General features: G+C 72.7%; 22 protein-coding genes. 10 read left to right on the forward strand and 12 right to left on the reverse strand.

Going from position 1 to position 22,755, the window contains the following annotated elements; all coding sequences use genetic code 11:
- Positions 1-102: 102 nt before the first annotated feature.
- The 4 genes from ABD207_RS14270 (at position 103) to ABD207_RS14285 (ending at position 4,256) form a co-directional block, all read left to right on the forward strand.
- Positions 103-1,632: an aldehyde dehydrogenase (NADP(+)) gene (locus tag ABD207_RS14270; RefSeq protein ID WP_344013025.1), complete on the forward strand. Its 1,530-nt coding sequence runs from the start codon at positions 103-105 to the stop codon at positions 1,630-1,632.
- A gap of 134 nt (positions 1,633-1,766) precedes the next feature.
- Positions 1,767-2,291, forward strand: coding sequence for a GNAT family N-acetyltransferase (locus ABD207_RS14275; protein ID WP_344013026.1), 525 nt, complete (start codon positions 1,767-1,769; stop codon positions 2,289-2,291).
- Between the two features lie 79 nt (positions 2,292-2,370).
- Positions 2,371-3,090 (forward strand): DsbA family oxidoreductase, encoded by a 720-nt coding sequence (locus ABD207_RS14280; RefSeq protein WP_344013028.1) that lies wholly within the window; start codon positions 2,371-2,373, stop codon positions 3,088-3,090.
- 113 nt (positions 3,091-3,203) lie between these two features.
- Positions 3,204-4,256 (forward strand): aminotransferase class V-fold PLP-dependent enzyme, encoded by a 1,053-nt coding sequence (locus tag ABD207_RS14285; protein ID WP_344013094.1) that lies wholly within the window; start codon positions 3,204-3,206, stop codon positions 4,254-4,256.
- A gap of 160 nt (positions 4,257-4,416) precedes the next feature.
- Here ABD207_RS14285 and thpD read toward each other — a convergent pair whose 3' ends face one another.
- From thpD to ABD207_RS14315, 6 genes are all read right to left on the reverse strand, one after another.
- Positions 4,417-5,325 carry an ectoine hydroxylase gene (gene thpD, locus ABD207_RS14290; protein ID WP_344013031.1) on the reverse strand — a complete coding sequence of 303 codons (909 nt, stop codon included), beginning with the start codon at positions 5,323-5,325 and terminating at the stop codon, positions 4,417-4,419.
- Positions 5,326-5,331: 6 nt separating this feature from the next.
- The gene (locus tag ABD207_RS14295; RefSeq protein ID WP_343998593.1) at positions 5,332-5,730 is read right to left on the reverse strand and encodes an ectoine synthase; all 399 of its coding nucleotides are present in this window, start codon (positions 5,728-5,730) and stop codon (positions 5,332-5,334) included.
- 67 nt (positions 5,731-5,797) lie between these two features.
- The gene (ectB, locus tag ABD207_RS14300) at positions 5,798-7,069 is read right to left on the reverse strand and encodes a diaminobutyrate--2-oxoglutarate transaminase (protein ID WP_344013033.1); all 1,272 of its coding nucleotides are present in this window, start codon (positions 7,067-7,069) and stop codon (positions 5,798-5,800) included.
- A gap of 261 nt (positions 7,070-7,330) precedes the next feature.
- Positions 7,331-7,837 (reverse strand): diaminobutyrate acetyltransferase, encoded by a 507-nt coding sequence (gene ectA, locus ABD207_RS14305; protein ID WP_344013035.1) that lies wholly within the window; start codon positions 7,835-7,837, stop codon positions 7,331-7,333.
- Positions 7,838-8,202: 365 nt separating this feature from the next.
- The gene (locus ABD207_RS14310; protein ID WP_344013037.1) at positions 8,203-8,748 is read right to left on the reverse strand and encodes a DinB family protein; all 546 of its coding nucleotides are present in this window, start codon (positions 8,746-8,748) and stop codon (positions 8,203-8,205) included.
- 192 nt (positions 8,749-8,940) lie between these two features.
- Positions 8,941-10,041 (reverse strand): pyridoxal-phosphate-dependent aminotransferase family protein, encoded by a 1,101-nt coding sequence (locus ABD207_RS14315; protein ID WP_344013039.1) that lies wholly within the window; start codon positions 10,039-10,041, stop codon positions 8,941-8,943.
- Between the two features lie 173 nt (positions 10,042-10,214).
- Between ABD207_RS14315 and ABD207_RS14320 the strand changes: the two genes are divergently transcribed.
- From ABD207_RS14320 to ABD207_RS14340, 5 genes are all read left to right on the forward strand, one after another.
- The gene (locus tag ABD207_RS14320) at positions 10,215-11,066 is read left to right on the forward strand and encodes a transporter substrate-binding domain-containing protein (protein WP_344013041.1); all 852 of its coding nucleotides are present in this window, start codon (positions 10,215-10,217) and stop codon (positions 11,064-11,066) included.
- Positions 11,063-11,896 carry an amino acid ABC transporter permease gene (locus tag ABD207_RS14325; RefSeq protein ID WP_344013042.1) on the forward strand — a complete coding sequence of 278 codons (834 nt, stop codon included), beginning with the start codon at positions 11,063-11,065 and terminating at the stop codon, positions 11,894-11,896. The genes ABD207_RS14320 and ABD207_RS14325 overlap by 4 nt, the downstream gene beginning before the upstream one ends.
- Positions 11,893-12,684 carry an amino acid ABC transporter ATP-binding protein gene (locus tag ABD207_RS14330; RefSeq protein ID WP_344013044.1) on the forward strand — a complete coding sequence of 264 codons (792 nt, stop codon included), beginning with the start codon at positions 11,893-11,895 and terminating at the stop codon, positions 12,682-12,684. Before ABD207_RS14325 ends, ABD207_RS14330 begins: the two co-directional genes overlap by 4 nt.
- A 44-nt stretch (positions 12,685-12,728) precedes the next feature.
- On the forward strand, positions 12,729-13,820 hold the full coding sequence (locus ABD207_RS14335) for an amidohydrolase family protein (RefSeq protein WP_344013046.1): 1,092 nt from the start codon (positions 12,729-12,731) through the stop codon (positions 13,818-13,820).
- A gap of 349 nt (positions 13,821-14,169) precedes the next feature.
- Positions 14,170-15,123: an SCO1860 family LAETG-anchored protein gene (locus ABD207_RS14340; RefSeq protein ID WP_344013048.1), complete on the forward strand. Its 954-nt coding sequence runs from the start codon at positions 14,170-14,172 to the stop codon at positions 15,121-15,123.
- A 479-nt stretch (positions 15,124-15,602) separates the two neighbouring features.
- On the opposite strand, the gene cobC is transcribed toward ABD207_RS14340, so the two are convergent.
- The 6 genes from cobC to cobM are packed head-to-tail and all read right to left on the reverse strand — an operon-like array spanning position 15,603 to position 21,905.
- Positions 15,603-16,685 (reverse strand): Rv2231c family histidinol phosphate aminotransferase CobC, encoded by a 1,083-nt coding sequence (gene cobC / locus ABD207_RS14345; RefSeq protein ID WP_425580720.1) that lies wholly within the window; start codon positions 16,683-16,685, stop codon positions 15,603-15,605.
- On the reverse strand, positions 16,657-17,571 hold the full coding sequence (locus ABD207_RS14350; protein ID WP_344013051.1) for a sirohydrochlorin chelatase: 915 nt from the start codon (positions 17,569-17,571) through the stop codon (positions 16,657-16,659). Before ABD207_RS14350 ends, cobC begins: the two co-directional genes overlap by 29 nt.
- Entirely contained in the window at positions 17,568-18,164 is a 597-nt protein-coding gene (locus ABD207_RS14355; RefSeq protein ID WP_344013053.1) for a precorrin-8X methylmutase, read from the reverse strand. Before ABD207_RS14355 ends, ABD207_RS14350 begins: the two co-directional genes overlap by 4 nt.
- Positions 18,161-19,843, reverse strand: a complete 1,683-nt coding sequence (gene cobJ / locus ABD207_RS14360; protein WP_344013055.1) for a precorrin-3B C(17)-methyltransferase — start codon at positions 19,841-19,843, stop codon at positions 18,161-18,163. Before cobJ ends, ABD207_RS14355 begins: the two co-directional genes overlap by 4 nt.
- Entirely contained in the window at positions 19,840-21,090 is a 1,251-nt protein-coding gene (gene cbiE, locus ABD207_RS14365) for a precorrin-6y C5,15-methyltransferase (decarboxylating) subunit CbiE (protein WP_344013057.1), read from the reverse strand. Before cbiE ends, cobJ begins: the two co-directional genes overlap by 4 nt.
- Positions 21,087-21,905, reverse strand: a complete 819-nt coding sequence (cobM, locus tag ABD207_RS14370) for a precorrin-4 C(11)-methyltransferase (protein ID WP_344013059.1) — start codon at positions 21,903-21,905, stop codon at positions 21,087-21,089. The genes cbiE and cobM overlap by 4 nt, the downstream gene beginning before the upstream one ends.
- A 109-nt stretch (positions 21,906-22,014) precedes the next feature.
- Here cobM and ABD207_RS14375 point away from each other — a divergent pair, with 109 nt between their 5' ends.
- Complete coding sequence (locus tag ABD207_RS14375) at positions 22,015-22,743, forward strand: ZIP family metal transporter (RefSeq protein ID WP_344013060.1); 729 nt, start codon at positions 22,015-22,017, stop codon at positions 22,741-22,743.
- Positions 22,744-22,755: the final 12 nt, after the last annotated feature.

The following is a 22,755-nucleotide window of genomic DNA, read 5'->3' on the forward strand; positions in this document are numbered from 1 at the left end:
CCCCTTCGTCCGCCGAGGAACTATGGATATAGTCTCCAGGCGAGTTCACGCATGGAGACAGCGTTCAGCATATCGAACGTCCCCAGGTCTGGAGGGACCGCGGTGGCAGCAGCACCAGTCTGGAGTGTCGACCCCCGAACCGGGAAGCAGCGCGAACAGGTCGCGGTCGAGGCCACAGCCCAGGAGGTGGACGCCGCCGTCCGCGCCGCCCACGAGGCCCGGCACGCCCTGGCCGACCGCGGGGTGCGCGCCGCCTTCCTGCGCTCCTGCGCCGACGAGCTGGAGGCGGCCAGGGACGGGCTGATCGAGACCGCGGACGCCGAGACCGCGCTGGGTCCGGTCCGGCTGAACGGCGAACTCGCCCGCACCTGCTACCAGTTGCGGGCCTTCGCGGGCATCGTCGAGGAGGGCGCCTTCCTCGACGTGATCATCGACCACCCGGACGACACCGCCACCCCGCCCGTGCCCGACCTGCGCCGCTGCAAAGTGCCGCTCGGCGTGGTGGCCGTCTACTCGGCCTCCAATTTCCCCTTCGCCTTCTCCGTCACCGGCGGTGACACCGCGAGCGCCCTCGCGGCCGGCTGCCCGGTCGTCGTCAAGGCCCACCCCGACCACCCGGCGCTGTCCGAACTGGCCGCCAAGGTGCTGCGCCGGGCCGCCGCCCGGCACGGCCTGCCGGACGGGGTGCTGGGCCTGGTGCACGGCTTCGACGCCGGCCTCGAGCTGATCAGGCATCCGCTGGTCGCCGCGGCGGGCTTCACCGGCTCGGTGCGCGGCGGGCGCGCCCTGTTCGACGCGGCGGCGGCCCGCCCGGTGCCGATCCCGTTCCACGGCGAACTGGGCTCCCTCAACCCGGTCGTCGTCACCGAGGCCGCGGTCGCCGAGCGGGCGGAGGAGATCGGCGCCGGTCTGGCCGGATCGATGACGCTGGGCGTCGGCCAGTTCTGTGTGAAGCCCGGACTGGTGCTGGTGCCGGCGGGCGCGGGCGGCGACCGGCTGGTCAAGTCGCTGACCGACGCGGTCAGCAACGTGGAGTCCGGGGTGATGCTCGACCACCGGATGCGGGACAACTTCGTCGCCGGTGTCGCCGAACGCGCCCGGCTGGACGGCGTGGAGTCCCCGCTGACGCCGGGCGCCGGCAGCGAGCACACGGTCAGCGCCGGCTTCCTGACGGTGCCGGCCGAGAAGCTGACCCGCGAGGGCGAGCACGACCTGCTGCTCGAGGAGTGCTTCGGACCGGTCACCGTGGTGGCCCGCTACACCGACGAGACCGAGGTGCGGGCGGTGCTCTCCCGCCTGCCCGGCAACCTGACGGCGACGGTCCAGCTGTCCGCCGAGGAGGCCCGGGGACAGGGGCGCGGAGCGGAACTCCTCGCCGAGCTGACCCCGCTGGCCGGCCGGATCGTGGTCAACGGCTGGCCCACTGGCGTCGCCGTCGCCCCGGCCCAGCACCACGGAGGCCTCTACCCGGCCACCACCTCCACCTCCACCTCGGTGGGCGGCACGGCCATCGAACGCTGGCTGCGCCCGGTGGTGTACCAGAACACGCCCGAGGCGCTGCTGCCCCCGGAACTGCGGGACGACAACCCCCTGGGCCTGCCCCGCAGGGTCGACGGGCGGCTGGAGCGGTAGCCGGGCCCGGGAACCGCTGCCCGAGGGCGACGTCTGGGACGCCGGTAGCCGGGTGCGGAACCGCCACCCCGGCGGGCGACCGAAACGCTGACCGGGCGCGGAACCGCCGCCCGGCGGGCGACGTCTGGGACGTCATGATCGGAACCCGACGGACCGTCGACTCCCTGGTGATCAGAACCGCCCTGCCCGCCGACGCCCCCGGGGTGGCGGCCCTGCACCGGCGTGCCCGCGCCACGTACTACCCGGACGGCCTCCCGGACGACGGCCTGGACTGGCCGGCCCGCTGGCGGGAGGCGATCGAGCGGCCGGACGGGCAGGTGCTGTGCGCGGTGCGGGGCGGAAGCCTGACCGGCATCGCATCCTTCCGCCCGCCCGACGGCGCCGGTGCCCGCACGGTGAAGCTGTTCCAGTTCCACGTCGACCCTGGCCACTGGCGCACCGGCATCGGCACCGCCCTGCACGCCGCCTGCGTGGAGGAGTGGCGGACGAGCGGCCACGGCGAGGCGGTGCTGGAGGTGCACACCGGCAACCGGCGGGCCCAGGCCTTCTACGCCCGGCTGGGCTGGAGGCCGGACCCTGAGCACCCGCCGGCCGAGGGCGATCACCACCTGCACCTGCGCCTCACTCTGCCCGGACACCCCCGGGGCGCCCGGGAATGAAGCCCACTGCTTGAACGTTCACGCAGTCGCGGAGGGTGGGTCTCCGTGTGCCGAGAACGAGTGGGAGAGTGCCGCCGCGATGCGTGTGGAGATCTGGTCCGACATCGCCTGCCCCTGGTGCTACGTGGGGAAGGCCAGGTTCGAGAAGGCGCTGCGGGCCTTCCCGCACCGGGACGAGGTCGAGGTGGTGCACCGGTCCTTCGAGCTGGACCCGGGGCGGGCCAAGGGCGACATCGAGCCCGTGATCACCATGCTCACCCGCAAGTACGGCATGAGCGAGGCGCAGGCCGAGGCCGGCGAGGACAACCTCGGGGCCCAGGCCGCCGCCGAGGGGCTGCCCTACCGGACCCGCGGACGCGACCACGGCAGCACCTTCGACATGCACCGGCTGCTGCACTTCGCCCGCGAGCAGGGACGCCAGAGCGAGCTGCTCGACCGGCTCTACCGGGCCAACTTCGCCGAGGAGCGCTCCGTCTTCGACGACGACGAACGGCTCGTGGAACTCGCCGGTGAGGCCGGGCTGGACCCCGAGGCCGCACGCACCGTGCTCGCCGACCCGGACGCCTACGCCGCCGCGGTCCGCGAGGACGAGCGGGAGGCGGCACGGCTCGGCGCCCGCGGAGTGCCGTTCTTCGTCATCGATCGCACCTACGGCGTCTCCGGCGCCCAGCCCGTCGAGGTGTTCACCCGGGCGCTGGCCCGGGCCTGGGACGAGCGGACGCCGGTGCGGCCGATCGACGGCGGCGAGTCCGGGGCCGGGGCCTGCGGTCCGGACGGGTGCGCCGTACCGCAGCCGTAGGGCCGGAGAAGGCGTCAGAAGCGCAGGTCAGGGCCTATCCATAAGCAGTGCTTAGGGATAGTGCGCAGATTGGGGCAATGGACGAGGAGTTCGGCGGGGCGCAGAGTGGTCCCATGGAGACCTTCGAGAGCCTCGTCCGTGCCGAGTTCACCCCGAAGAACACCTTCCTGAACACCGCGAGCAACGCGCTGCTCCCGGCCCGCACCGTGACCGCCCTCGAACGCGCCGCCCGGCTGCGGGCCGAGGGCGGTGCGCTCGATCCGCTGTTCGCCGATGTGGAGGCGTGCCGGGCCGCGTACGCGCGGCTGGCCGGTGTTCCCGTCGAGCGGGTGGCGGCCGGGGCCTCGGTCGCGCTGTTCACCTCGCTGGTCGCGGCCTCGCTGCCGCCCGGCGCCGAAGTGCTCACCGCCGAGGACGACTTCACCTCCGTCCTCAACCCGTTCCACGCCCGCGGCGATCTCAAGGTGCGGGCCGTGCCGCTGGAGCGGATCGCGGAGGCCGTGCGGCCGGGCACCGCGCTGGTCGCGGTCAGCGCCGCGCAGTCCGCGGACGGCAGGATCGCCGGCCTCGACGCCCTGCGCGAGGCGGCACGGCAGCACGGGGCGCGCACCTACGTCGACTTCTCGCAGGCCGCCGGGTGGCTGCCGGTGGACGGTGAGGCCTTCGACTACTCCGTCACCATCACCTTCAAGTGGCTGCTCGGCCCGCACGGGGCCGCCTTCCTGGTGGTGCCGGAGGACTTCGGCGACCTGGTGCCGGTGCAGGCGGGCTGGGTGGCCGGCGAACGGCCGTGGGACAGCTGCTACGGCCCGGTCGCCGAACTCGCCCGCTCCGCACGGCGGTTCGACTCCAGCCCCGCCCTGTTCAGCTACGCGGGACTGCGCGCCTCGCTCACCCTGGTCGAGGAGATCGGCGTCGACACCGTCCGCGCCCACGACCTGGCCCTCGCCGACCGCTTCCGCGCCGGACTCGCCGAGCTGGGACATGAGCCCGTGCCCTCGCCGGGCTCGCCCATCGTGTCCGTGCCGGGACTCGGCCGTCTCCAGCCGGAGCTGGCGAAGAAGGGCATCGCGGTCTCCGACCGGGCCGGCAACCTGCGAGCGTCCTTCCACCTGTACAACACGGCCGCGGACGTGGACCGGCTGCTGGACGCGCTGTCCGGCTGAGCCGCGCGGAGCGGCCGGGCGGCGGCGGCACGGCCGACGGAACGGCAGCGGGCCGGTGCCTCCCTGTCCCACACGAGGAGGCCCGGCCCGCGGTCCGGATACGCCGCGACACCTACGGCAGCGATGAACGCGCCGTCATGTCACCGGCGTTGATGTGGCGTCACTTCACCGGCGTGAAGTCCCGCGCTCCGATGAACTCGGGGCGCCGGACGGGCGCGGCGAACGGCTCCACCGCCGCGTTCTCGACGCTGTTGAACACGATGAAGACATTGCTGCGCGGGAACGGGGTGATGTTGTCCCCGGAGCCGTGCATGCAGTTGCAGTCGAACCAGGTCGCCGAGCCGGCCTTGCCGGTGAACAGCTTGATGCCGTGCTCGGAGGCCATCGCGGTCAGCGCCTCGTCCGAGGGCGTGCCCGCGTCCTGCATCTGCAGCGACTTCTTGTAGTTGTCCTTCGGCGTGGCACCCGCGCAGCCGAGGAACGTCTTGTGCGACCCCGGCATGATCATGAGTCCGCCGTTGGTCTCGTAGTTCTCGGTCAGCGCGATCGACACCGAGACCGTGCGCATCCGGGGCAGACCGTCCTCGGCGTGCCAGGTCTCGAAGTCCGAGTGCCAGTAGAAGCCGCTGGCCCCGAAGCCCGGCTTGACGTTGATCCGCGACTGGTGGACGTAGACGTCCGAGCCGAGGATCTGCCGGGCGCGGCCGACGACACGCTCGTCGCGCACCAGGCGCGCGAACACCTCACTGATCTTGTGGACCTCGAAGACCGAGCGGATCTCCTTGGACTTCGGCTCGACGATGGAGCGCTCGTCGGCCCGGATCTCCGGGTCGGAGACGAGCCGGTTCAGCTCGTTCCGGTAGACGGCGACCTCGTCCTCGTCGATCAGCTGGTCGATGGCGAGGAAGCCGTCACGCTCGAAGGCTCCCAGGCCGGCCGGCGTGATCGGGCCGGGGGCGTCGGGCGCGCCCCAGACGACCGGGTCCTGGCGCGGGGTGAGCACCTCGGTGGTGCCGCGCGTCGGGTACAGGTCGGGGACCCGGGTGCCGGTGGTGGTCGCGGTGGTCATGAAACCTCACACCTCCTCGGTGAGCAGCGGGTAGACGCCGTTCTCGTCGTGGTCCTCCCGCCCGGTGACAGGCGGGTTGAACACACAGATGCAGCGGAAGTCCTCCTTGACGCGCAGCGTGTGCCGCTCATGCCCGTCCAGGAGGTACATGGTCCCGGGCGTGATCGTGTACGTCCGTCCGGTCTCCTTGTCGGTCAGCTCCGCCTCGCCCTCGACGCAGACGACGGCCTCGATGTGGTTCGCGTACCACATCGACGTCTCCGTACCCGCGTACAGGATCGTCTCGTGCAGGGAGAAGCCGACCTTCTCCTTGGCGAGGACGATGCGCTTGCTCTCCCAGGTGCCGGACGCGGACTTCACATGCCGGTCGGTGCCTTCGATCTCCTTGAAGGAACGGACAATCACGGTGCTGCGATGCCTCCTAGATGGTGGTGGTGGTGGCCGTCGGTGACGGCGTTCGGGCGACCGGCCGTCAGGCGGTCTCGCGGACGGACCGGGCCAGCGTGGTCAGGCCCTCGTCCAGTTCGTCCGGGGTGATGGTCAGGGCCGGCAGGAGCTTGACGACCTCGCTCTCCGGGCCGGACGTCTCGATCAGCAGGCCGAGTTCGAAGGCGCGCCGGGCGACCCGCTCGGCGCGGGACCTGTCGTGGAACTCCATGCCCCACACCAGGCCGCGGCCCCGGTACTCCTTGACCTCGTCGGCGTTCTCCTCGGCGATGGCGGCGAGCGCCTGCTCGACCTGCTCACCCCGCTTGCGGGTCTGCTTCTCCATCGCCGCCCCGTCGGCCCAGTAGGCCTCCAGGGTGGCGGTCGCCGTGACGAAGGCCGGGTTGTTCCCGCGGAAGGTGCCGTTGTGCTCGCCCGGCTCCCAGACGTCCAGCTCGGGCTTGAACAGGGTCAGCGCCATGGGCAGGCCGTAGCCGCTGATCGACTTGGACACGGTGACGATGTCCGGCGTGATGCCCGCCTCCTCGAAGGAGAAGAAGGCGCCGGTGCGGCCGCAGCCCATCTGGATGTCGTCGACGATCAGCAGCATGTCCTGCCGCTCGCACAGGTCGGCGAGCGCCCGCAGCCACTCGGGCCGGGCCACGTTGATGCCGCCCTCGCCCTGCACCGTCTCGACGATCACGGCAGCCGGCTTGTTCAGGCCGGAGCCCTGGTCCTCGAGGATGCGCTCGAACCACAGGAAGTCCGGGACCTGGCCGTCGAAGTAGTTGTCGAACGGCATCGGCGTGCCGTGCACCAGCGGGACGCCGGCGCCGGCCCGCTTGAAGGCGTTGCCGGTCACCGCGAGCGAGCCCAGCGACATGCCGTGGAAGGCGTTGGTGAACGACACGATCGCCTCGCGCCCCTTCACCTTCCGGGCCAGCTTCAGCGCGGACTCCACCGCGTTGGTGCCCGTCGGGCCCGGGAACATGACCTTGTACGGCAGGTCGCGCGGGCGCAGGATCCAGTTCTGGAAGGACTCCAGGAAGGCGCGCTTGGCGGTGGTCGACATGTCCAGCCCGTGCGTGACACCGTCACGCTCCAGGTAGTCGATCAGCGCCCGTTTCAGGACCGGGTTGTTGTGCCCGTAGTTGAGTGAGCCTGCTCCGGCGAAGAAGTCGAGGTACTCGTGGCCGTCCTCGTCGTACATGCGGCTGCCGTGCGCACGGTCGAAGACGGTGGGCCAGCCGCGGCAGTAGCTGCGCACCTCGGACTCGAGGGTCTCGAAGACGCTGAGGTCGGGCTGGGTGATGGTCACGACGAATCGCTCCTCGGTGGCGTGGGAGGTCAGGGGAAGTCGGGCGGTCGGGGAGTCGTGCGGTGTGCGCTCGGTGGCCGGCCGGCGCCGGTGGTCCGTGGGCGTCGGCCGGCGGTCGGTCGCTTGTCGTCGGTCGGCGTCGGGGCGGCGGGTCGGCGTCGGTCGGCGCGCGCTCTGCGTTCGCGCTGGTCGGTCACGGTGGTCGTTCACGCGGTTGCCGGCCGGTGGCTGGTCGCCGGACGGCCGCGCGACGGCCGTCGGTCAGGCCGTGAGGGGTCCGATGCGGTACAGCACCTCGGGGTCGTGCGGCCCGTCCGGGAAGTGGGCGGTCTCGAAGAGCACCTCGCGCTCCAGCCGGGCGCCGTGACGCTCGGCGAACGCGGTGAACAGGCGCTCGGAGGCGGTGTTGCCGGGCGTGATGGTGGTCTCCACCGTGGTCACCCCGTGCTCCGCGGCGGTCCGGGCGACCAGCCCGTCCAGCAGAGCGGCGGCCAGGCCGTGGCCGCGGTGCTTCTCGTCCACCGCCACCTGCCAGACCAGCAGGGTGCCCGGGCTGTCGGGCCGGACGTAGCCGGTGACGAAGCCGATCAGCTCACCGCCCTCGTCACGGACCACGGCCGATGTGGCGGCGAAGTCCCGGCACCACAGCAGATAGCTGTACGACGAGTTCAGGTCGAGGACCTTCGAGTCCCTGGCTATCCGCCACAGCACGGCTCCGTCCGCCACGGTCGGGCGGTCGATTTGCAGGTCTGCTTGTGCGGCAGTCATGGAATTTGAACTTACCCAGGTAAATTCAAAATTGCATCGCCTGTCGGGGTTACGGAAGAGCTTGGTCTGTGTTATCGCGCGTGCGTGCGTGCCCGCGTGAGGGCCCGGCGGAATGCCCCGTTTTCCTGCGGAAATACGGGACGGATAGGGCGGGTTGTGGAACCGGTCACAACTGGATAACAGCCCCGAGGGATGTCCGGAATGCGCAGCTTATCGTTATTGAAATTGGGGCGTTTAGGTCCGCGAGAAGCGGGCAGAAGCGAATGGGAAGCTGCTCTCTGCGGTAATAGAGAGATAAGCCAAGAATATCGCCGGAGAATATGCACGGACGCAGGTGCGGGACAATGCGGCTGTCCCGTGGAATTTCATGCCCCGGTCACTCCGTCGATGCGCTCCCGCAGAAGATCGGCGTGCCCGTTGTGCCGCGCGTACTCCTCGATGAGATGGATGTACACCCACCGCAGGCTCACCTCCGCACCGGCGACCGGCCCGTCCACCATCCGGCCGGTGTCCTCCAGCGCCCGCCCGGCGCACAGCTCACGCCCGCGTTCGACCTCGCGGCGCCAGATGCCGACCGCCTCGTCGAGCCCCCGTGCGGGATCGAGCGCGTAACCCGTCGGATCCTCGAACACCGGCGCCACGTCGAGCCCGGCGACCACGCGCTGGAACCAGTTCCGCTCCACCTCGGCGAGATGCTGCACCAGACCCAGCAGGGTCAGCACGGAGGGCTCGGCGGACGCGCGCCGCACCTGCGCGTCGTCGAGCCCCGAGCACTTCAGCAGCAGCGTGCCCCGGTGGAAGTCCAGCCACCCCTCCAGCACCAGCCGCTCGTCACCGGTCAGCGGCGGAATCGGCCGCCCGTCGGGCAGCGCCGGCGGGGTCTGCAGGGAATCGGGAGCACCGTCAGCCATGGGTGCAGCATGGCACGCCGCCCGACGCCGACCGGCCCGATCACGCCACGGCCGGCCCCCTGGCGGGCAAGGGGTGACGAGCGACCCTGCCGGGGAGCGAGCGAGTCACCCTGCGGCCCTGTGGGCCGCCGGCCTCGGCGCTCCTGTCGCGCGAGCCGAGGCCCCTACGGTCCTGTGGGCCCCGGTCCCGCGTCAGCGCCAGGCTTCCTCCGCGGCGCGCAGTGCGCCCGGTACGTCCACTTCGAGGTCCTGTTCGGCGAGGGCCGTGCCCAGGGCGGTCAGGCTTGCCCGTACGGCGCCGCGGGTTGCGTCCGGGCCGTAGTGGTTGACGCGGATCATCTCGCGGGCCAGGGTGCCGCCGCCCGCGCTGAGTGGGAGCGCCGGGTCTGCGGCGAGCGCGCGGGCCACCAGGTCCGCGGCCACGGTGCCCTCCGGGGCCCGCAGGGTCGTGGCGACCGGGGCCGCCTCGCGGGCGTCGTGGACATACGGCTGCAGGCCGCCGCCCAGGGCGAGGGCCCCGGCGCGGGTGGCCGCCGCGGCGGAGGCGTGCCGGGCCATCACCGCGTCCAGGCCGTCCGCCTCGATCCGGTTCAGGCAGGCCTCCAGCGCCAGCATCTCCAGCTGCGCCGGAGCGAACAGCAGCGCCTTGCGGCCGCCGTCGATCCACCGCTCCTTCCAGTCAAGGAGCGACAGATACGACCGGCGCGGCGCCCTCGGGTTCGCGGCCATCCGGGCCCAGGCCCGCTCGCTCACCGACACCGCCGACACCCCGGCCGGGCCGCCCATCGCCTTCTGCGCCCCGATCACGCACAGGTCGACGCCCCAGGCGTCCGGCAGCACCGGCTCGGCGCCGATCGAGGCGACCGCGTCCAGGTAGAACAGCGCCCCGTGCGCCCGCACCACCTCGCCGATCTCCGCGACCGGGTTGGTGTTCCCGGTGGCCGCCTCGGCGTGCACCAGGGACACGAAGTCGATCTCCGGGTGTTCGGCGAAGGCCTCCCGGATCTGCGCCGCCGTCACCGCCGTGTGGAAGGGCACGGTGAGATCGATCACCGTGGCCCCGCAGTCCCGCAGCCAGTCGCCGAAGGTCTGCCCGTAGGGGCCGGTGATGACGTTCAGCGCGGTCGTGCCGGGAGCCGCGCACGCCCGGATCGCGCCTTCCAGCGGCAGCAGCGCCTCGCCCTGCATGATCACGACGTCCTGCTCGGTGCGCAGCAGCCGCGCCACCCGGTCCTCGATCGAGGCGAAGTGCGCGGCGCTCAGCGGGGCCAGGTCGAGGAGGGGGTGGGTCACGGGGTTCTCTCTCGCTCGCGGGTCGGTCGACGCCACCGAGGGTATCCACCCGCCGGCGACCGCCCGCACTCCCGGTTCTTAGGTCGGACGGCCGGTCGTGCCTACGTTTGTTTTGGGCTCCTCAAACATCTCCTTATAATCGGAACCCTTCGTTCCCAACCAGGAGGCCCCCCGTGAAGAAGCTCTCCCGGCGCCGGACGCTCGTCCCGGCCGCTCTGACCGCCACCGCCGGGCTGGTGCTCCTGACCGCCTGCACCTCCACCGACGACGGAGGGAGCGGCAGCAAGACCGCCGCCGGCGGCGTCGAGCTCGTCAAGGCGGGCCAGCTGACCACCTGCACCCACCTGCCCTACCCGCCGTTCCAGTCGGAGATCGACGGCAAGGTGCAGGGGTTCGACGTGGCGCTGATCGACCTGGTCGCCGACGACCTCGGGGTGAAGCAGCACATCGTCGACACGCCCTTCGAGAACTTCAAGACCGGCGCCTTCCTCAACTCCGGCGAGTGCGACCTGGCCGCCGCCGGCATGACCATCACCGAGGAACGCAAGAAGAACGTCGACTTCTCCGACCCGTACTTCAACGCCACCCAGGCCGTCCTCGTCCCCAAGGGCAGCGGCGTGAAGTCCCTCGCCGACGTCAAGTCGAAGAAGATCACCCTGGGCGCCCAGGCGCAGACCACCGGCGAGGACTACGCCAAGAGCCAGGGCTTCGACCCCGTCTCCTTCGAGTCCTCCGACGCCGTCCTCAACGGCCTGCGCACCGGCCAGGCCAAGGCCGTCGTCATCGACTACCCGGTGGTCCAGGGCTGGCTGAAGGACAAGGCCAACGCCGACGCCTTCGAGGTCGCCGAGCAGATCGACACCGGCGAGCAGTACGGCTTCACCGTCAAGAAGGGCAACACCGCGCTGCGCGAGGCCATCAACAAGGCCATCGCCGACGCCAAGGCCGACGGCACGTACAAGAAGCTCTACGAGCAGTGGATCGGCCCCTACGACGAGTCCGCGGCCTCCCCGTCGGCCTCATGAGCGAAACGAAGTCCGACGTCGCGCCCCGCCGCAAGGGCCTGACCCGCCGGCAGAGGCGCAGCCTGTCCCGCGGCATCCAGTACGCCGCCTTCGTCGCGCTGGTGATCCTCTTCGCGGTCTCCGCCGACTGGGGACGGCTGCAGAACCAGTTCGCGCAGCCCGGGATCGCCGACCGGATGTTCCCGGACGTCATCACGCTGGCGCTGAAGAACACCGTGCTCTACACGGTGACCGGCTTCGGCGTCGGACTGGCGCTGGGCATGGTCATCGCGCTGATGCGGCTGTCGTCGGTCGGGCCCTACCGCTGGCTGGCCGGCATCTACATCGAGATCTTCCGCGGCCTGCCCGCCCTGCTGATCTTCATCTTCATCGGGGTGGCCGTACCGCTCGCCTTCCCCGGCACGGAGATCATCGGCGGCACCTACGGCAAGGTGGCCCTGGCGCTCGGCCTGGTCGCCGCCGCCTACATGGCCGAGACCATCCGCGCCGGCATCCAGGCCGTGCCCAAGGGGCAGATGGAGGCGGCCCGTTCGCTGGGCTTCTCGCCCGCCCGCGCCATGGTCTCCATCATCATCCCGCAGGCCTTCCGGATCATCCTGCCGCCGCTCACCAACGAACTCGTCCTGCTGTTCAAGGACTCCTCGCTGGTGCTGTTCCTCGGCGTCACCCTGGAGGAGCGCGAACTGTCCAAGTTCGGCCGCGACCTGGCCAGCCAGACCGCCAACTCCACGCCGATCCTGGTCGCCGGGCTGTGCTACCTGCTGATCACCATCCCGCTCGGCTTCGTCGTGCGCCGCATGGAGGCCAAGGCACAGGAGGCCGTGCGATGAGCCGCCCCGAGATCCGCGTCAGCGGCCTGCACAAGTCGTTCGGCGACAACCAGGTGCTGCGCGGCATCGACCTGGAGATCGGCCAGGGCGACGTCGTCTGCGTCATCGGACCCTCCGGCTCCGGCAAGTCGACCCTGCTGCGCTGCGTGAACCTGCTCGAGGAGCCCACCAAGGGGCAGGTCTTCGTCGGCGGGGTCGAACTCACAGACCCGGACGTCGACATCGACGCCGTGCGCCGCCGGATCGGCATGGTCTTCCAGCAGTTCAACCTCTTCCCCCACCTCACCGTCACCGAGAACCTCACCCTGCCGCAGCGCCGGGTGCTGCGGCGCGGCAAGGCGGAGGCGGCGCGGGTGGCCGCGGAGAACCTGGCCCGGGTGGGCCTGTCCGAGAAGGCCGACGCCTACCCCTCCTCCCTCTCCGGCGGACAGCAGCAGCGCGTCGCCATCGCCCGCGCGCTGGCGATGGGCCCCGAGGTGATGCTGTTCGACGAGCCGACCTCGGCCCTCGACCCGGAACTGGTCGGCGACGTCCTCGCCGTCATGCGGATGCTCGCCGAGGAGGGCATGACGATGATGGTCGTCACCCACGAGATGAGCTTCGCCCGCGAGGTCGCCGACCGGGTCGTCTTCATGGACGGCGGAGTGATCGTCGAGGACGGCACCCCGGACGAGGTGATCGGCCGCCCCCGGCACGAGCGCACCCGCCACTTCCTGTCCCGCCTGCTGGACCCGGCGATGGCCGAGGTCGAGGAGGGGACCGGGGACCAGGTGACCAAGTCGCCGTGACCCCCGGCTGGGGTGCCGGGAGACCCCTGGCTAGGGTGCCGGGTATGAGCGAACGCGCGGTGCTGCACGTCAAGGGGAGGGTGCTCGTCGGGCCTGAGGAGGTCCGCGACGAGCTCTGGGTGGTCGGCGGACGGATCTCCTACGACCGCCCCGCCGGTGCCCGTGACATCCGGACCGTCGAGGGCTGGGTGCTGCCCGGACTCGTCGACGCCCACTGCCACGTCGGCCTCGACCGGCACGGCGCGGTCCCCGAGGACGTCGCGGAGAAGCAGGCCCTCACCGACCGCGACGGCGGCGCGCTGCTGCTGCGCGACGCCGGCTCGCCCTCCGACACCCGCTGGATCGACGACCGCGAGGACCTCCCGAAGATCATCCGGGCCGGGCGGCACATCGCCCGCACCCGCCGCTACATCCGCAACTACGCCTGGGAGATCGAGCCGGAGGACCTCGTCGCCCATGTCGCCCAGGAGGCGCGGCGCGGCGACGGCTGGGTGAAGCTGGTCGGCGACTGGATCGACCGCGACCTGGGCGACCTGTCCGCCTGCTGGCCGCGCGAGGCCCTCGAGGCGGCCATCGCCGAGGCGCACCGGCTCGGCGCCCGCGTCACCGCCCACTGCTTCGCCGAGGACTCCCTGCGGGACCTGGTCGAGGCCGGCATCGACTGCATCGAGCACGCCACGGGGCTGACGGACGAGACCATCCCGCTGTTCGCCGAGCGGGGGGTGGCGATCGTGCCCACCCTGGTCAACATCGCCACCTTTCCGGATCTCGCAGCGGGCGGCGAGAAGAAGTTCCCCGACTGGTCGGCCCATATGCGCCGGCTGCACGCGCGCCGCTACGAGACCGTGCGCTCCGCCTACGACGCGGGCATCCCCGTCTTCGTCGGCACCGACGCCGGGGGCAGCCTGCCGCACGGGCTGGCGGCGGCCGAGGTCGGTGAGCTGGTGACGGCCGGCATTCCGCCGCTCGACGCGCTGGCGGCGGGGACCTGGGCGGCCCGTAAGTGGCTCGGGCGGCCGGGGCTGGAGGAGGGTGCTCCGGCGGATCTGGTGGTGTACGAGGCTGACCCGCGTGCGGATGTGCGGGTGTTGACGGATCCGCGCCGGGTGGTTCTGAACGGGCGCGTGGTCGCGTAGGCGCAGGCCGCGGGGGGCGCGGGGCGCGGGCCGTGAGGCGCGAGGTGCGAGGTGCGGGCGCCGGGGCGGGGAGCGTGAGGCAGCGCGGGCCGTGAGGTGCGAGGTGCGGGGCGCCGGGGCGGGGAGCGTGGGGTGCGGGGGTCGTGCTCGCGCGCTCACCCGGGAGGGGGTGGCTGGGGTGGCGAGGGGGAACGGCCGTGCCTCTCGATTCGAACACCTCGGCGGGATCGCCCCGATGGGGTGAAGTGTCGGCGGATCGCTGACGGCCGGCGTGCGCCGCGGACATTCTTTCCGGGTCCCACACGTCTCATGGGGGGGTCCCACCACCTTGAACAGCACCAAGTTCCGTATGTCCGCACGCCGTTGGGTCGCCGTCGCCACGGCCACCGTTCTCGCCGCGGGGTCCGCGGCACTGGCCGGAGCGGGCTCCGCGCATGCCACCGGGGAGCCGGGGGAGACCGGGGAGAAGGGCGGGGCCCGCGCCGTCGTCCTGCGGACCGATCTCGATGTGGCCCTGGCCAACAAGTCCGTGCACGTTCCGCTTGCGCTCAGCCTCAACGAGGTCAGCGCGCCGCAGAGTGCACGGAAGACGGCGCTCACCGCGAGCCTGGACGGCGTCGACGGGGGGCGTCGGTTCACCGTGCTGCGGGCGGAGGTCGCCGATGCGGTGGCCGCTGTGGAGGGGGGCAAGGCGGAGTCGTCGGCGACGCTGGCGAAGGCGCGGGTGCATGTGCCCGGGCTGCCTCGGCTGGGGCTGATCGAACTGGAGAAGGTCAGCGCCAAGGCGGTCTGTGAGGCGGGGCGGACGCCGCTCGCGTCGGCGACGTTGCCGGGGACGGTGACGGTGCTGGGGAAGCGGGTCCGGCTGACGTCCAATGGGCCGACCGAGGTGAAGGTGCCGGGGGTCGGTGAGGTGCGGCTGGATCTGTCGAAGACGGAGACGACGTCGCGGACGGCGGTGGCTACGGCGTTGCAGCTGTCGGTGTCGGTGAATCCGCTGAAGCTGAATGTTGCCGCGGTGGAGGGGACGGTGACGTTGGTCGAGGCGAGGTGTGAGGCGCCGGGGGTTCAGAAGCAGCAGGGGGAGCGACAGCAGGAGGCTGCGGTTCCGGAGGAGGACTCCGGGGCCGGGGCCGGGGTCGAGCCGCAGGGGGAGCGGGGGGAGCCGGGAGAGAAGGAGCAGGTCGCCAACCTCGCGGAGACGGGCGGTGATTCCGCAACGCCGTATGTTGCGGCGGGGGCCGTTGCGCTGCTGGGGGTTGGTGCGGGGGCGGTGCTGCTGTCCCGTCGCCGGAAGAGCTGACCCCGGGTTCCGGTGACCCAACCAGGGGGCTCCGCCCCCTGGACCCCCGGACCTATGCCCGCCCCACCACCCGACTCGGTGGGCTGAAAGGTGAACGGTCCGAGTTGCGCGCCCGTGGGTTGAGGGGCGCCCGACTCGGTCGGGGACCGCCCGTCTCGGTCGGCCGGGAGGTGAGCGGGGCGGGGTGCGTGCCCGTGGGTTGAGGGGCGCCCGACTCGGTCGGGGACCGCTCGTCTCGGTCGGCCGGGAGGTGAGCGGGGCGGGGTGCGTGCCCCCGTGCATTGCGACGCGCCCGACTCGGTCGGCCGAGAGATGACCGAACCGGGGTTGTGGCCCGGTGGGTTGAGGCCCCCGACTCGGTCCGAGGCGCTCGACTCGGTCGGCCCGGAGGTGACCGAGCCGGGCGCCGGGCTCGGCGGGTTGAGGGGCACCCGGGGGCTTGGCTCGGTGAGTCGAGGTGTCGGGCGGAGCCTCCGGCGTCAGCCGGCGGACAGCGCCTTGTCCAAGGCGTTCAGGAAGCCGTCCGTCGTTGCTCTGTCCCTCACTGCCAGGCGGAGCCAGTTGGTGTCGAGGCCGGGGAATGTGTCGCCGCGGCGGGCTGCGTAGCCGAGGGTGCGGAGGCGGGTGCGGATCTGGGGGGCGTGGGGGAGGCGGATGAGGACGAAGGGGGCCTCGGGGGGTTCCGCCAGGCGCAGGCCGTGCGGGGTGAACCGGCGCAGGCCGGCGACCAGATGGGCGCGGTCCGCCGCGATGCGGTGGGCCGCGCGGTCCGCCTCGGCCAGGGCACGGGGCTCCATGCAGGCCTCCGCCGCGGCGAGGGCCGGGGTGGAGACGGGCCAGAGGGGCTGGGCGCGTTCGAGGTCCGCGATGGTGTCGGGGGAGGCCAGGACGTAGCCGATGCGCAGGCCGGCCAGGCCCCATGTCTTGGTGAGGCTGCGCAGGACCACCAGGCCGGGCAGGTCCGTGCGGCCGGCCAGGGACTCCCGTTCGCCGGGGACCGCGTCCATGAAGGCCTCGTCCACCACCAAGGTGCGGCCGGGGCGGGCCAGTTGGACCACTGTCGAGGCCGGGTGCAGGACCGAGGTGGGGTTGGTCGGGTTGCCGATCACCACCAGGTCAGCGTCGTCGGGGACCAGGGCCGGGTCGAGGCGGAAGCCGTCCGGCTCGCGGAGCAGGACCCGGTTCACCGAGTGGCCGGCGTCGCGCAGGGCCGCCTCAGGTTCGGTGAACTGGGGGTGCACGACCACGGGTCGGCGGACCTTCAGTGCGCGGGCCAGGAGGACGAAGGCCTCGGCCGCGCCCGCGGTGAGCAGGACCCGGTCGGTGGGCAGGCCGTGCCGGGCCGCCACCGCCGCACGGGCGGCGCGGCCGTCGGGGTAGGCGGCCAGGCCGGACAGGGACGCGGCGATGCGGTCGCGCAGCCAGTCCGGCGGGGTGTCCGCGCGGACGTTCACCGCCAGGTCGGTCAGGGCGGCGCCGTCGTCGCGCACCTCGGCGTCCCCGTGGTGCCGCAGATCGTGTGCGTCCATCGGCTCAGTGGGCGTGGGAGTGCGAGTGGGCATGGCCGTGTCCGTGTCCGTGATGGTGGTGGCCGTCGTCGTCGGGGTGGAAGTGGGGCTGCTGGGGCATGCCGACCTTGTCCTCGAAGCCGGGCAGCGCGATCCGGTAGACGCAGCTGTCGCAGTTCATGCGCAGATCGCCGCGCACCGCCTCCTCGTAGCGTTCCCAGACGAGGTCGAGGAGTTCCTGCTCCGGGCCGATGACGTCCGCGGAGCGCACCTCAATGTCCGGACGGTTTGTCGCCCATTCCTGGGACTGCAGCTTCACGCGCTCGGGGAGGATGCCGGTGAAGAGGAAGTACGGGAGGACGATGACGCGCCGGGCGCCCAGGCGGGCGCAGCGGTCCAGGCCGCTGGGCACGTCCGGGGCCGCCAGCGAGACGAACGCCGTCTCGACGGCCGCGTAGCCGCGTCCCTCCCACAGCAGCCGGGCCGCCTTGAACACCTCCGCGTTGGCGTCCGGGTCCGTGGAGCCGCGTCCCACCAGCAGTACCGTCACCTCGGCCGGGTCCCAGTCGCCGAGCACCTCCGCCAGCCTGCGCTCCAGCACGCTCAGCAGCGCGGGGTGCGGGCCCAGCGGGCGGCCGTAGGTGTACGAGATCCCCGGGTGCCGTTCCTTCTCGCGGGCCAGCGCCGCCGGGATGTCGCCCTTGGCGTGGCCGGCCGACACCAGCATCAGCGGCACGGCCGCGAAGCGGCGCACGCCCCGGTCGACCAGCTCGGTGACGGCCTCGCCCAGCGGCGGCGGGGACAGCTCGATGAAGCCGCCCGCGACCGGCAGTCCGGGGTGGCGGCGGCCCAGCTCCCGCACGAAGGCGCGGAACGCCTCGGCCCCGGCGTCGTCGCGGGTGCCGTGGCCGGCGATGAGCAGAGCGGGCGGGGTGGTCACAGGTTCTCCTCGGAGGGGTCGGGGGAAACGGGGTGGTACAGCAGGGCGTTGAGCGCGGCGGCGGCCACCGCCGAACCACCCTTCTCGGACACGTTGCTCACGGCGGGCAGCCCGCTCGCGCGCAGTGCCGCCTTGGACTCGGCCGCGCCGACGAAGCCGACGGGCAGGCCGATGACCAGCGCGGGGGAGGCGTCCAGCGTCAGCAGCTCCTCCAGGGCGGTCGGCGCGCAGCCGATCACCCACAGGGCGCCCGGTCCGACCTCCTCGAAGGCGAGCCGCATGGCGTGCGCCGACCGCGTCAGGCCCGGCCCGGCCTGGGCGTCCTTCAGCCGGCACACGGTCTCGCGGCGGGTGATGCCGGCCGCGACCATCTCCACGTCCACCACCACCGGCGCCCCGGCGTGCAGCGAGGCACGGGCCTTCGTCAGTTCGCCCTCGTCCATGACGAGATCGGAGGCGTACTCCAGATCGGCTGAGGAGTGGATGACCCGCTCCACGACCGCGCGGGTCAGCGGCGGGAAGTGCGAGGTGTCCAGCCGGGCGCGCAGCCTGCGGAAGGACTCCTGCTCGATGGGGTGGACGACGCGTTTCACCGGGCCTCCTGCTTCGCATCCGTCTGCCAGCGGTAGCCGCGCGGCGTCACCATGCGCCCCGCGACGGTCCGGGTCGCGGTGTTGCCCACCGTCACGACCGTCATCATGTCGACCGTGGCCGGGTCGATCCCGGCCAGTGTGGTGATCCGGCTGGACTCGTCCGGGCGGGAGGCGTTGCGCACCACACCGACCGGGGTCGTCGGCGCCCGGTGCCCGGCGAGGATCGCCAGCGCCTTGGGCAGCTGCCAGTCACGGCCCCGGCTGCGGGGGTTGTAGAACGTCACCACCAGGTCCGCCTCGGCCGCCGCCCGCACCCGCCGTTCGATGACCTCCCACGGCGTGTGCAGATCGGACAGGGAGATCGAGACATGGTCATGGCCCAGCGGGGCGCCCAGGATCGCACCGGCCGCCAGCGCCGCCGTCACACCGGGCACCCCGACCACGTCGATGTCGTCGGACGCCTCCGCGAGCGCCGGCGAGGCCATGGCGTACACACCCGCGTCCCCGCTGCCGATCAGCGCCACCGAATGCCCGCGCCGGGCCTCGCCCACCGCGGTGCGCGCCCGTTCTTCCTCGGCGCCCAGACCGGACTCGATGACCCTGGTGCCGGGCCGCAGCAGATCGCGGATCTGGTCGACGTACTGGTCCAGGCCCACCAGCACCGAGGCGCGCCGCAGTTCCGCCTTCGCGCGCGGGGTCAGCAGGTCCCGGGCGCCCGGCCCGAGTCCGACCACCGCGAGCCGGCCGCGCCCCGGCCGCCGTACCACCGCGCAGGTCGCCATCGCCGACTTGCGCTTGGGGACGAGGAGTTCACCGCCGCGCGCGAGCGCCGAGGCCTCAGCGACCGACGGGGTGCCGACCGCGGCGAGCGGCGCGGCGGACGGGTTGGGCACCTCGACGCGGGCCAGCTCCTCGGCCGGATACGTCACCAGCGGCACGCCGAAGTGCCGGGCCGCGGCCACGATGCCGGGCTCCTCGGCCTTGGCGTCCACCGTGGCCAGCTCCCCGAGCGACGCGGGCGACACCCCGGCCTCCCGCAGCGCGTCCCCGACCAGCGCCAGCACCTCCTCGACAGGGACGCCCCGCGACGCGCCCACGCCGACGACGAGGGACGGCGGTCGCAGCACGGCCTCCCCCTCACCGGGCGTGACGAGCCGGTCGGTGACGCGGATGGTGTACGTGCCCTGCTCGCCGGCCGGCAGCGGCGGCAGCGGCCAGGCCACCTCGGCATCCAGCGCCACCTCCTCACCGTCGAGCAGCGCCCGCGACACGGCGGCGACGTCCCCCTCCACCGGCAGGCCCAGCGTGTCCAGCCCCGCCAGGTCCACGGCGTCGGTGGCCGTCGTCACCACCGGTTCGGCGCCCAGCACCTCACCGACCTCACGGGCCAGGTCGTTCGCCCCGCCGGCGTGCCCGCCGAGCAACGACACGGCGAACCGCCCGCCCTCGTCGACACACACCACACCCGGGTCGCTCCGCTTGTCCTCCAGCAGCGGCGCCACCAGCCGCACCACCGCCCCGGTGGCCAGGAAGCACACCAGCTGCTCACACTCCGCGAACGCGGCCCGCACCGCGTCCCGCACCGGACCGTCGTACACCCGCGTCCGGTCCGGCCACGCCGCGGCCAGCCGGTCCCGCGCCGTCGCTCCCGCCGCCGTGGCGGAGATCAGGCCGATCACTGGGCAACTCCTTCACTGTGTGCCGCGGGGCGCACGCCCCACAGCAGGAAAACGGGATTGGCCGCCGCCAGCCGGGTCACATCGCCCGGCAGCGGCGCCAGCCGCGACGACTGCAACAGCACCCCGTCGCAGGCGAGTCCGGCCGCGGTGAGCGCCGCGCGGGCGGCCGGTACCCGGTCCAGCGCGGCCATCGCCACCACCACGGTCCGCCGGGCGCGCCGCGCGCAGGCGGTGACGACGGCGGGCAGCTCCCGCCCGCCCCCGCCGACGAACACGGCGTCGGGATCGTCGAGTTCCTCCAGCGCGGCCGGGGCCGTGCCGTGCACCACGCGCACATCGACGCCGTGCGCGGCCGCGTTGGCGCGGATCCGCTCCACCCCGTCCGCGGCCTTCTCCACTGCGACGGCGGCGGCACCCAGCCGCGCGCACTCCACGGCCACCGAACCCGACCCGGCGCCCACGTCCCACACCAGCTCACCGGGGCGCGGACCGAGCCGGGCCAGCGCCAGCGCCCGCACCTCGAACTTGGTGATCATCGAGTCCCGGTGGGTGAACTCCGCCTCGTCCAGCGCCCACCCGGCGGGCCGCTCGAACCCGCCCGCCACGGTCCGCACCGGGCCGAGGGCCCGCGACTGGTCCAGGCACAGCACCACGTTCACGGCCGTGCCCCAGTCCCGCGCGGCGGCCTCGGCGGGCGTGACCCGCTCCACCCGCTCGCGCACCGGGTCGCCCAGCGCCGACGCCACCACCAGCACCCGGCCGGGGCAGTGCTCGGCCAGCGCCGCCCCCAGCTCCGCCGGACCGGCGCCCGGACCGGTCAGCACGGCCACCTTCGGATGCGCCCGGCACAGCTGGACGGCCGTCCGGGCGTCCCGCCCGTGCGCGCTGACCACCACCGCGTCGTCCCAGGGCAGCCCGAGGCGCGCGAACGCGGCGGCCACCGACGACACCCCGGGCCGCACCCGCAGCACCTCGGGACCGAACCGTTCGGCCAGCGCCCGCACGATCCCGAAGAACCCCGGATCCCCCGACGCCAGCACCACGACGGGACGCCGATCGGCCACGCATCCGGCGATCCTCTCCAGTGCCGGCGCCAGCGGACCCAGTACGACCCGCTCGGCGGTCCCCGGCAGCGCGACGGCCTCCAGATGCCGCCGCCCGCCCACGACGAGTGCGGCATCGGCGAGCAGCTCCTGAGGAACGTGCGCCCCTGAGGCATCCGTCCCCATTCCGACCACGGTGATCATGTGCCGGCACCCCGCGACCGCAGCGCCCGCCGCGCCTCCGGGTCGGCCTTGCGGTACCCGTGGAAGTGACCCGGGTGGTACAGATGCGACCGCGTGCCGTGCGCGTCCAGCGCCGGGCCCACCAGGAACAAGGTGTGCTTCCACAGCTTGTGCCGCTTGACCGTCTCCTCCAGCGTGCCGATCGTGCACTTGACGATCAGCTCCTCCGGCCAGGTCGCCTGATACGCCACCACCACCGGCGTGGTCGTCGGATAGCCGCCCTCCAGCAGCTCCCGCACCAGCTGGCCGCTGCGCGCCGCCGACAGGAAGACCGCCATGGTGGTGCCGTGCCGGGCGAACTCGCGGACCTCCTCACCGGGCGGCATCGGCGTCTTGCCACCGCCCAGCCGGGTCAGCACCACCGACTGCGCGATCTCCGGAATCGTCAGCTCCCGCTGCGCCAGCGCGGCGACCGCGGAGAACGACGACACGCCCGGCACGACCTCCGTCTCGATGCCGATCTCCCGGCACCGGTCCAGCTGCTCCTGGGTGCCGCCCCACAGCGCGGGATCACCGGAGTGGATCCGGGCCACCTTCAGCCCCTGGGCGTGCGCCCGCTCGTACACGGCGACGACGTCCTCCAGCGACATCGTCGCCGAGTCGAGGATCTCCGCGCCCTCCCGCGCATGCTTCAGCACCTCGGCCTGCACCAGGCTGGCCGCCCAGATCACGACGTCGGCCTCGGCGATGGCACGCGCGGCCCGGAACGTCAGCAGATCGGCGGCACCGGGGCCGGCGCCGACGAAGGTCACCTTGCCGGTGGGGGCATCGGCCATGGGAATCGGTCCTCTCCTGCGGGACGAGCGAGACAAGGGGGTCACAAAGTGGGCGGGGCAGCTGCTGTCACACGTGCGCGAGCCGGTGCCGATCGGATACGAAGAGCACATGGCGGTCTTCGTCGCGCTCGGCGCGTTCCTGATGACGCTGGCCGGCGGCTGGGCGGCACACCGTGTCACCGACCGCCGTCACCTGGTGCTGGGCCTGGCCGGCGGCCTGATGCTCGGCGTGGTCGGCCTGGAACTCCTGCCCGAGTCGCTGGAGGCCGCCGGCACGGAGGTGTACGGCGTACCGGCGGCGCTGCTCCTCTTCGTCACCGGCTTCCTGCTGGCCCACCTGATGGAGCATCTGCTGGTGCCGCGTCAGGCCGCGCACGGGGGCGAGGAAGCCATCGGCCGCAGCCCCGAGGTGGGCCTCACGGCCGCCGCCGCGATGGTCGGCCACAGCGCCATGGACGGCGTGGCCATCGGCGCAGCCTTCCAGGTGGGCGGAGGCATGGGCGCGGCCGTCGCCGTCGCCGTGATCGCCCACGACTTCGCGGACGGCTTCAACACGTACACCCTCACCAGCGTGTACGGGAACACCCGCCGCCGGGTCCTGCTGATGCTCTGCGCCGACGCCGTGGCCCCGATCGCAGGCGCTGCCTCCACGCTGTTCTTCACCATCCCCGAGCCGCTGCTCGGCGGCTACCTCGGCCTGTTCGGCGGCGCACTGCTCTACCTCGCGGCGGCCGAGATCCTCCCCGAGGCGCACCATGTGCACCCCGCCCGCTCCACACTGCTGTGCACCATCGCGGGCGTGCTGTTCATCTGGCTGGTGGTGGGCACGATCCACTGACCGGCGGCAGCG

This window comes from Streptomyces thermospinosisporus (genome assembly GCF_039526425.1).
GTDB classification, from domain to species: domain Bacteria; phylum Actinomycetota; class Actinomycetes; order Streptomycetales; family Streptomycetaceae; genus Streptomyces; species Streptomyces thermocarboxydovorans.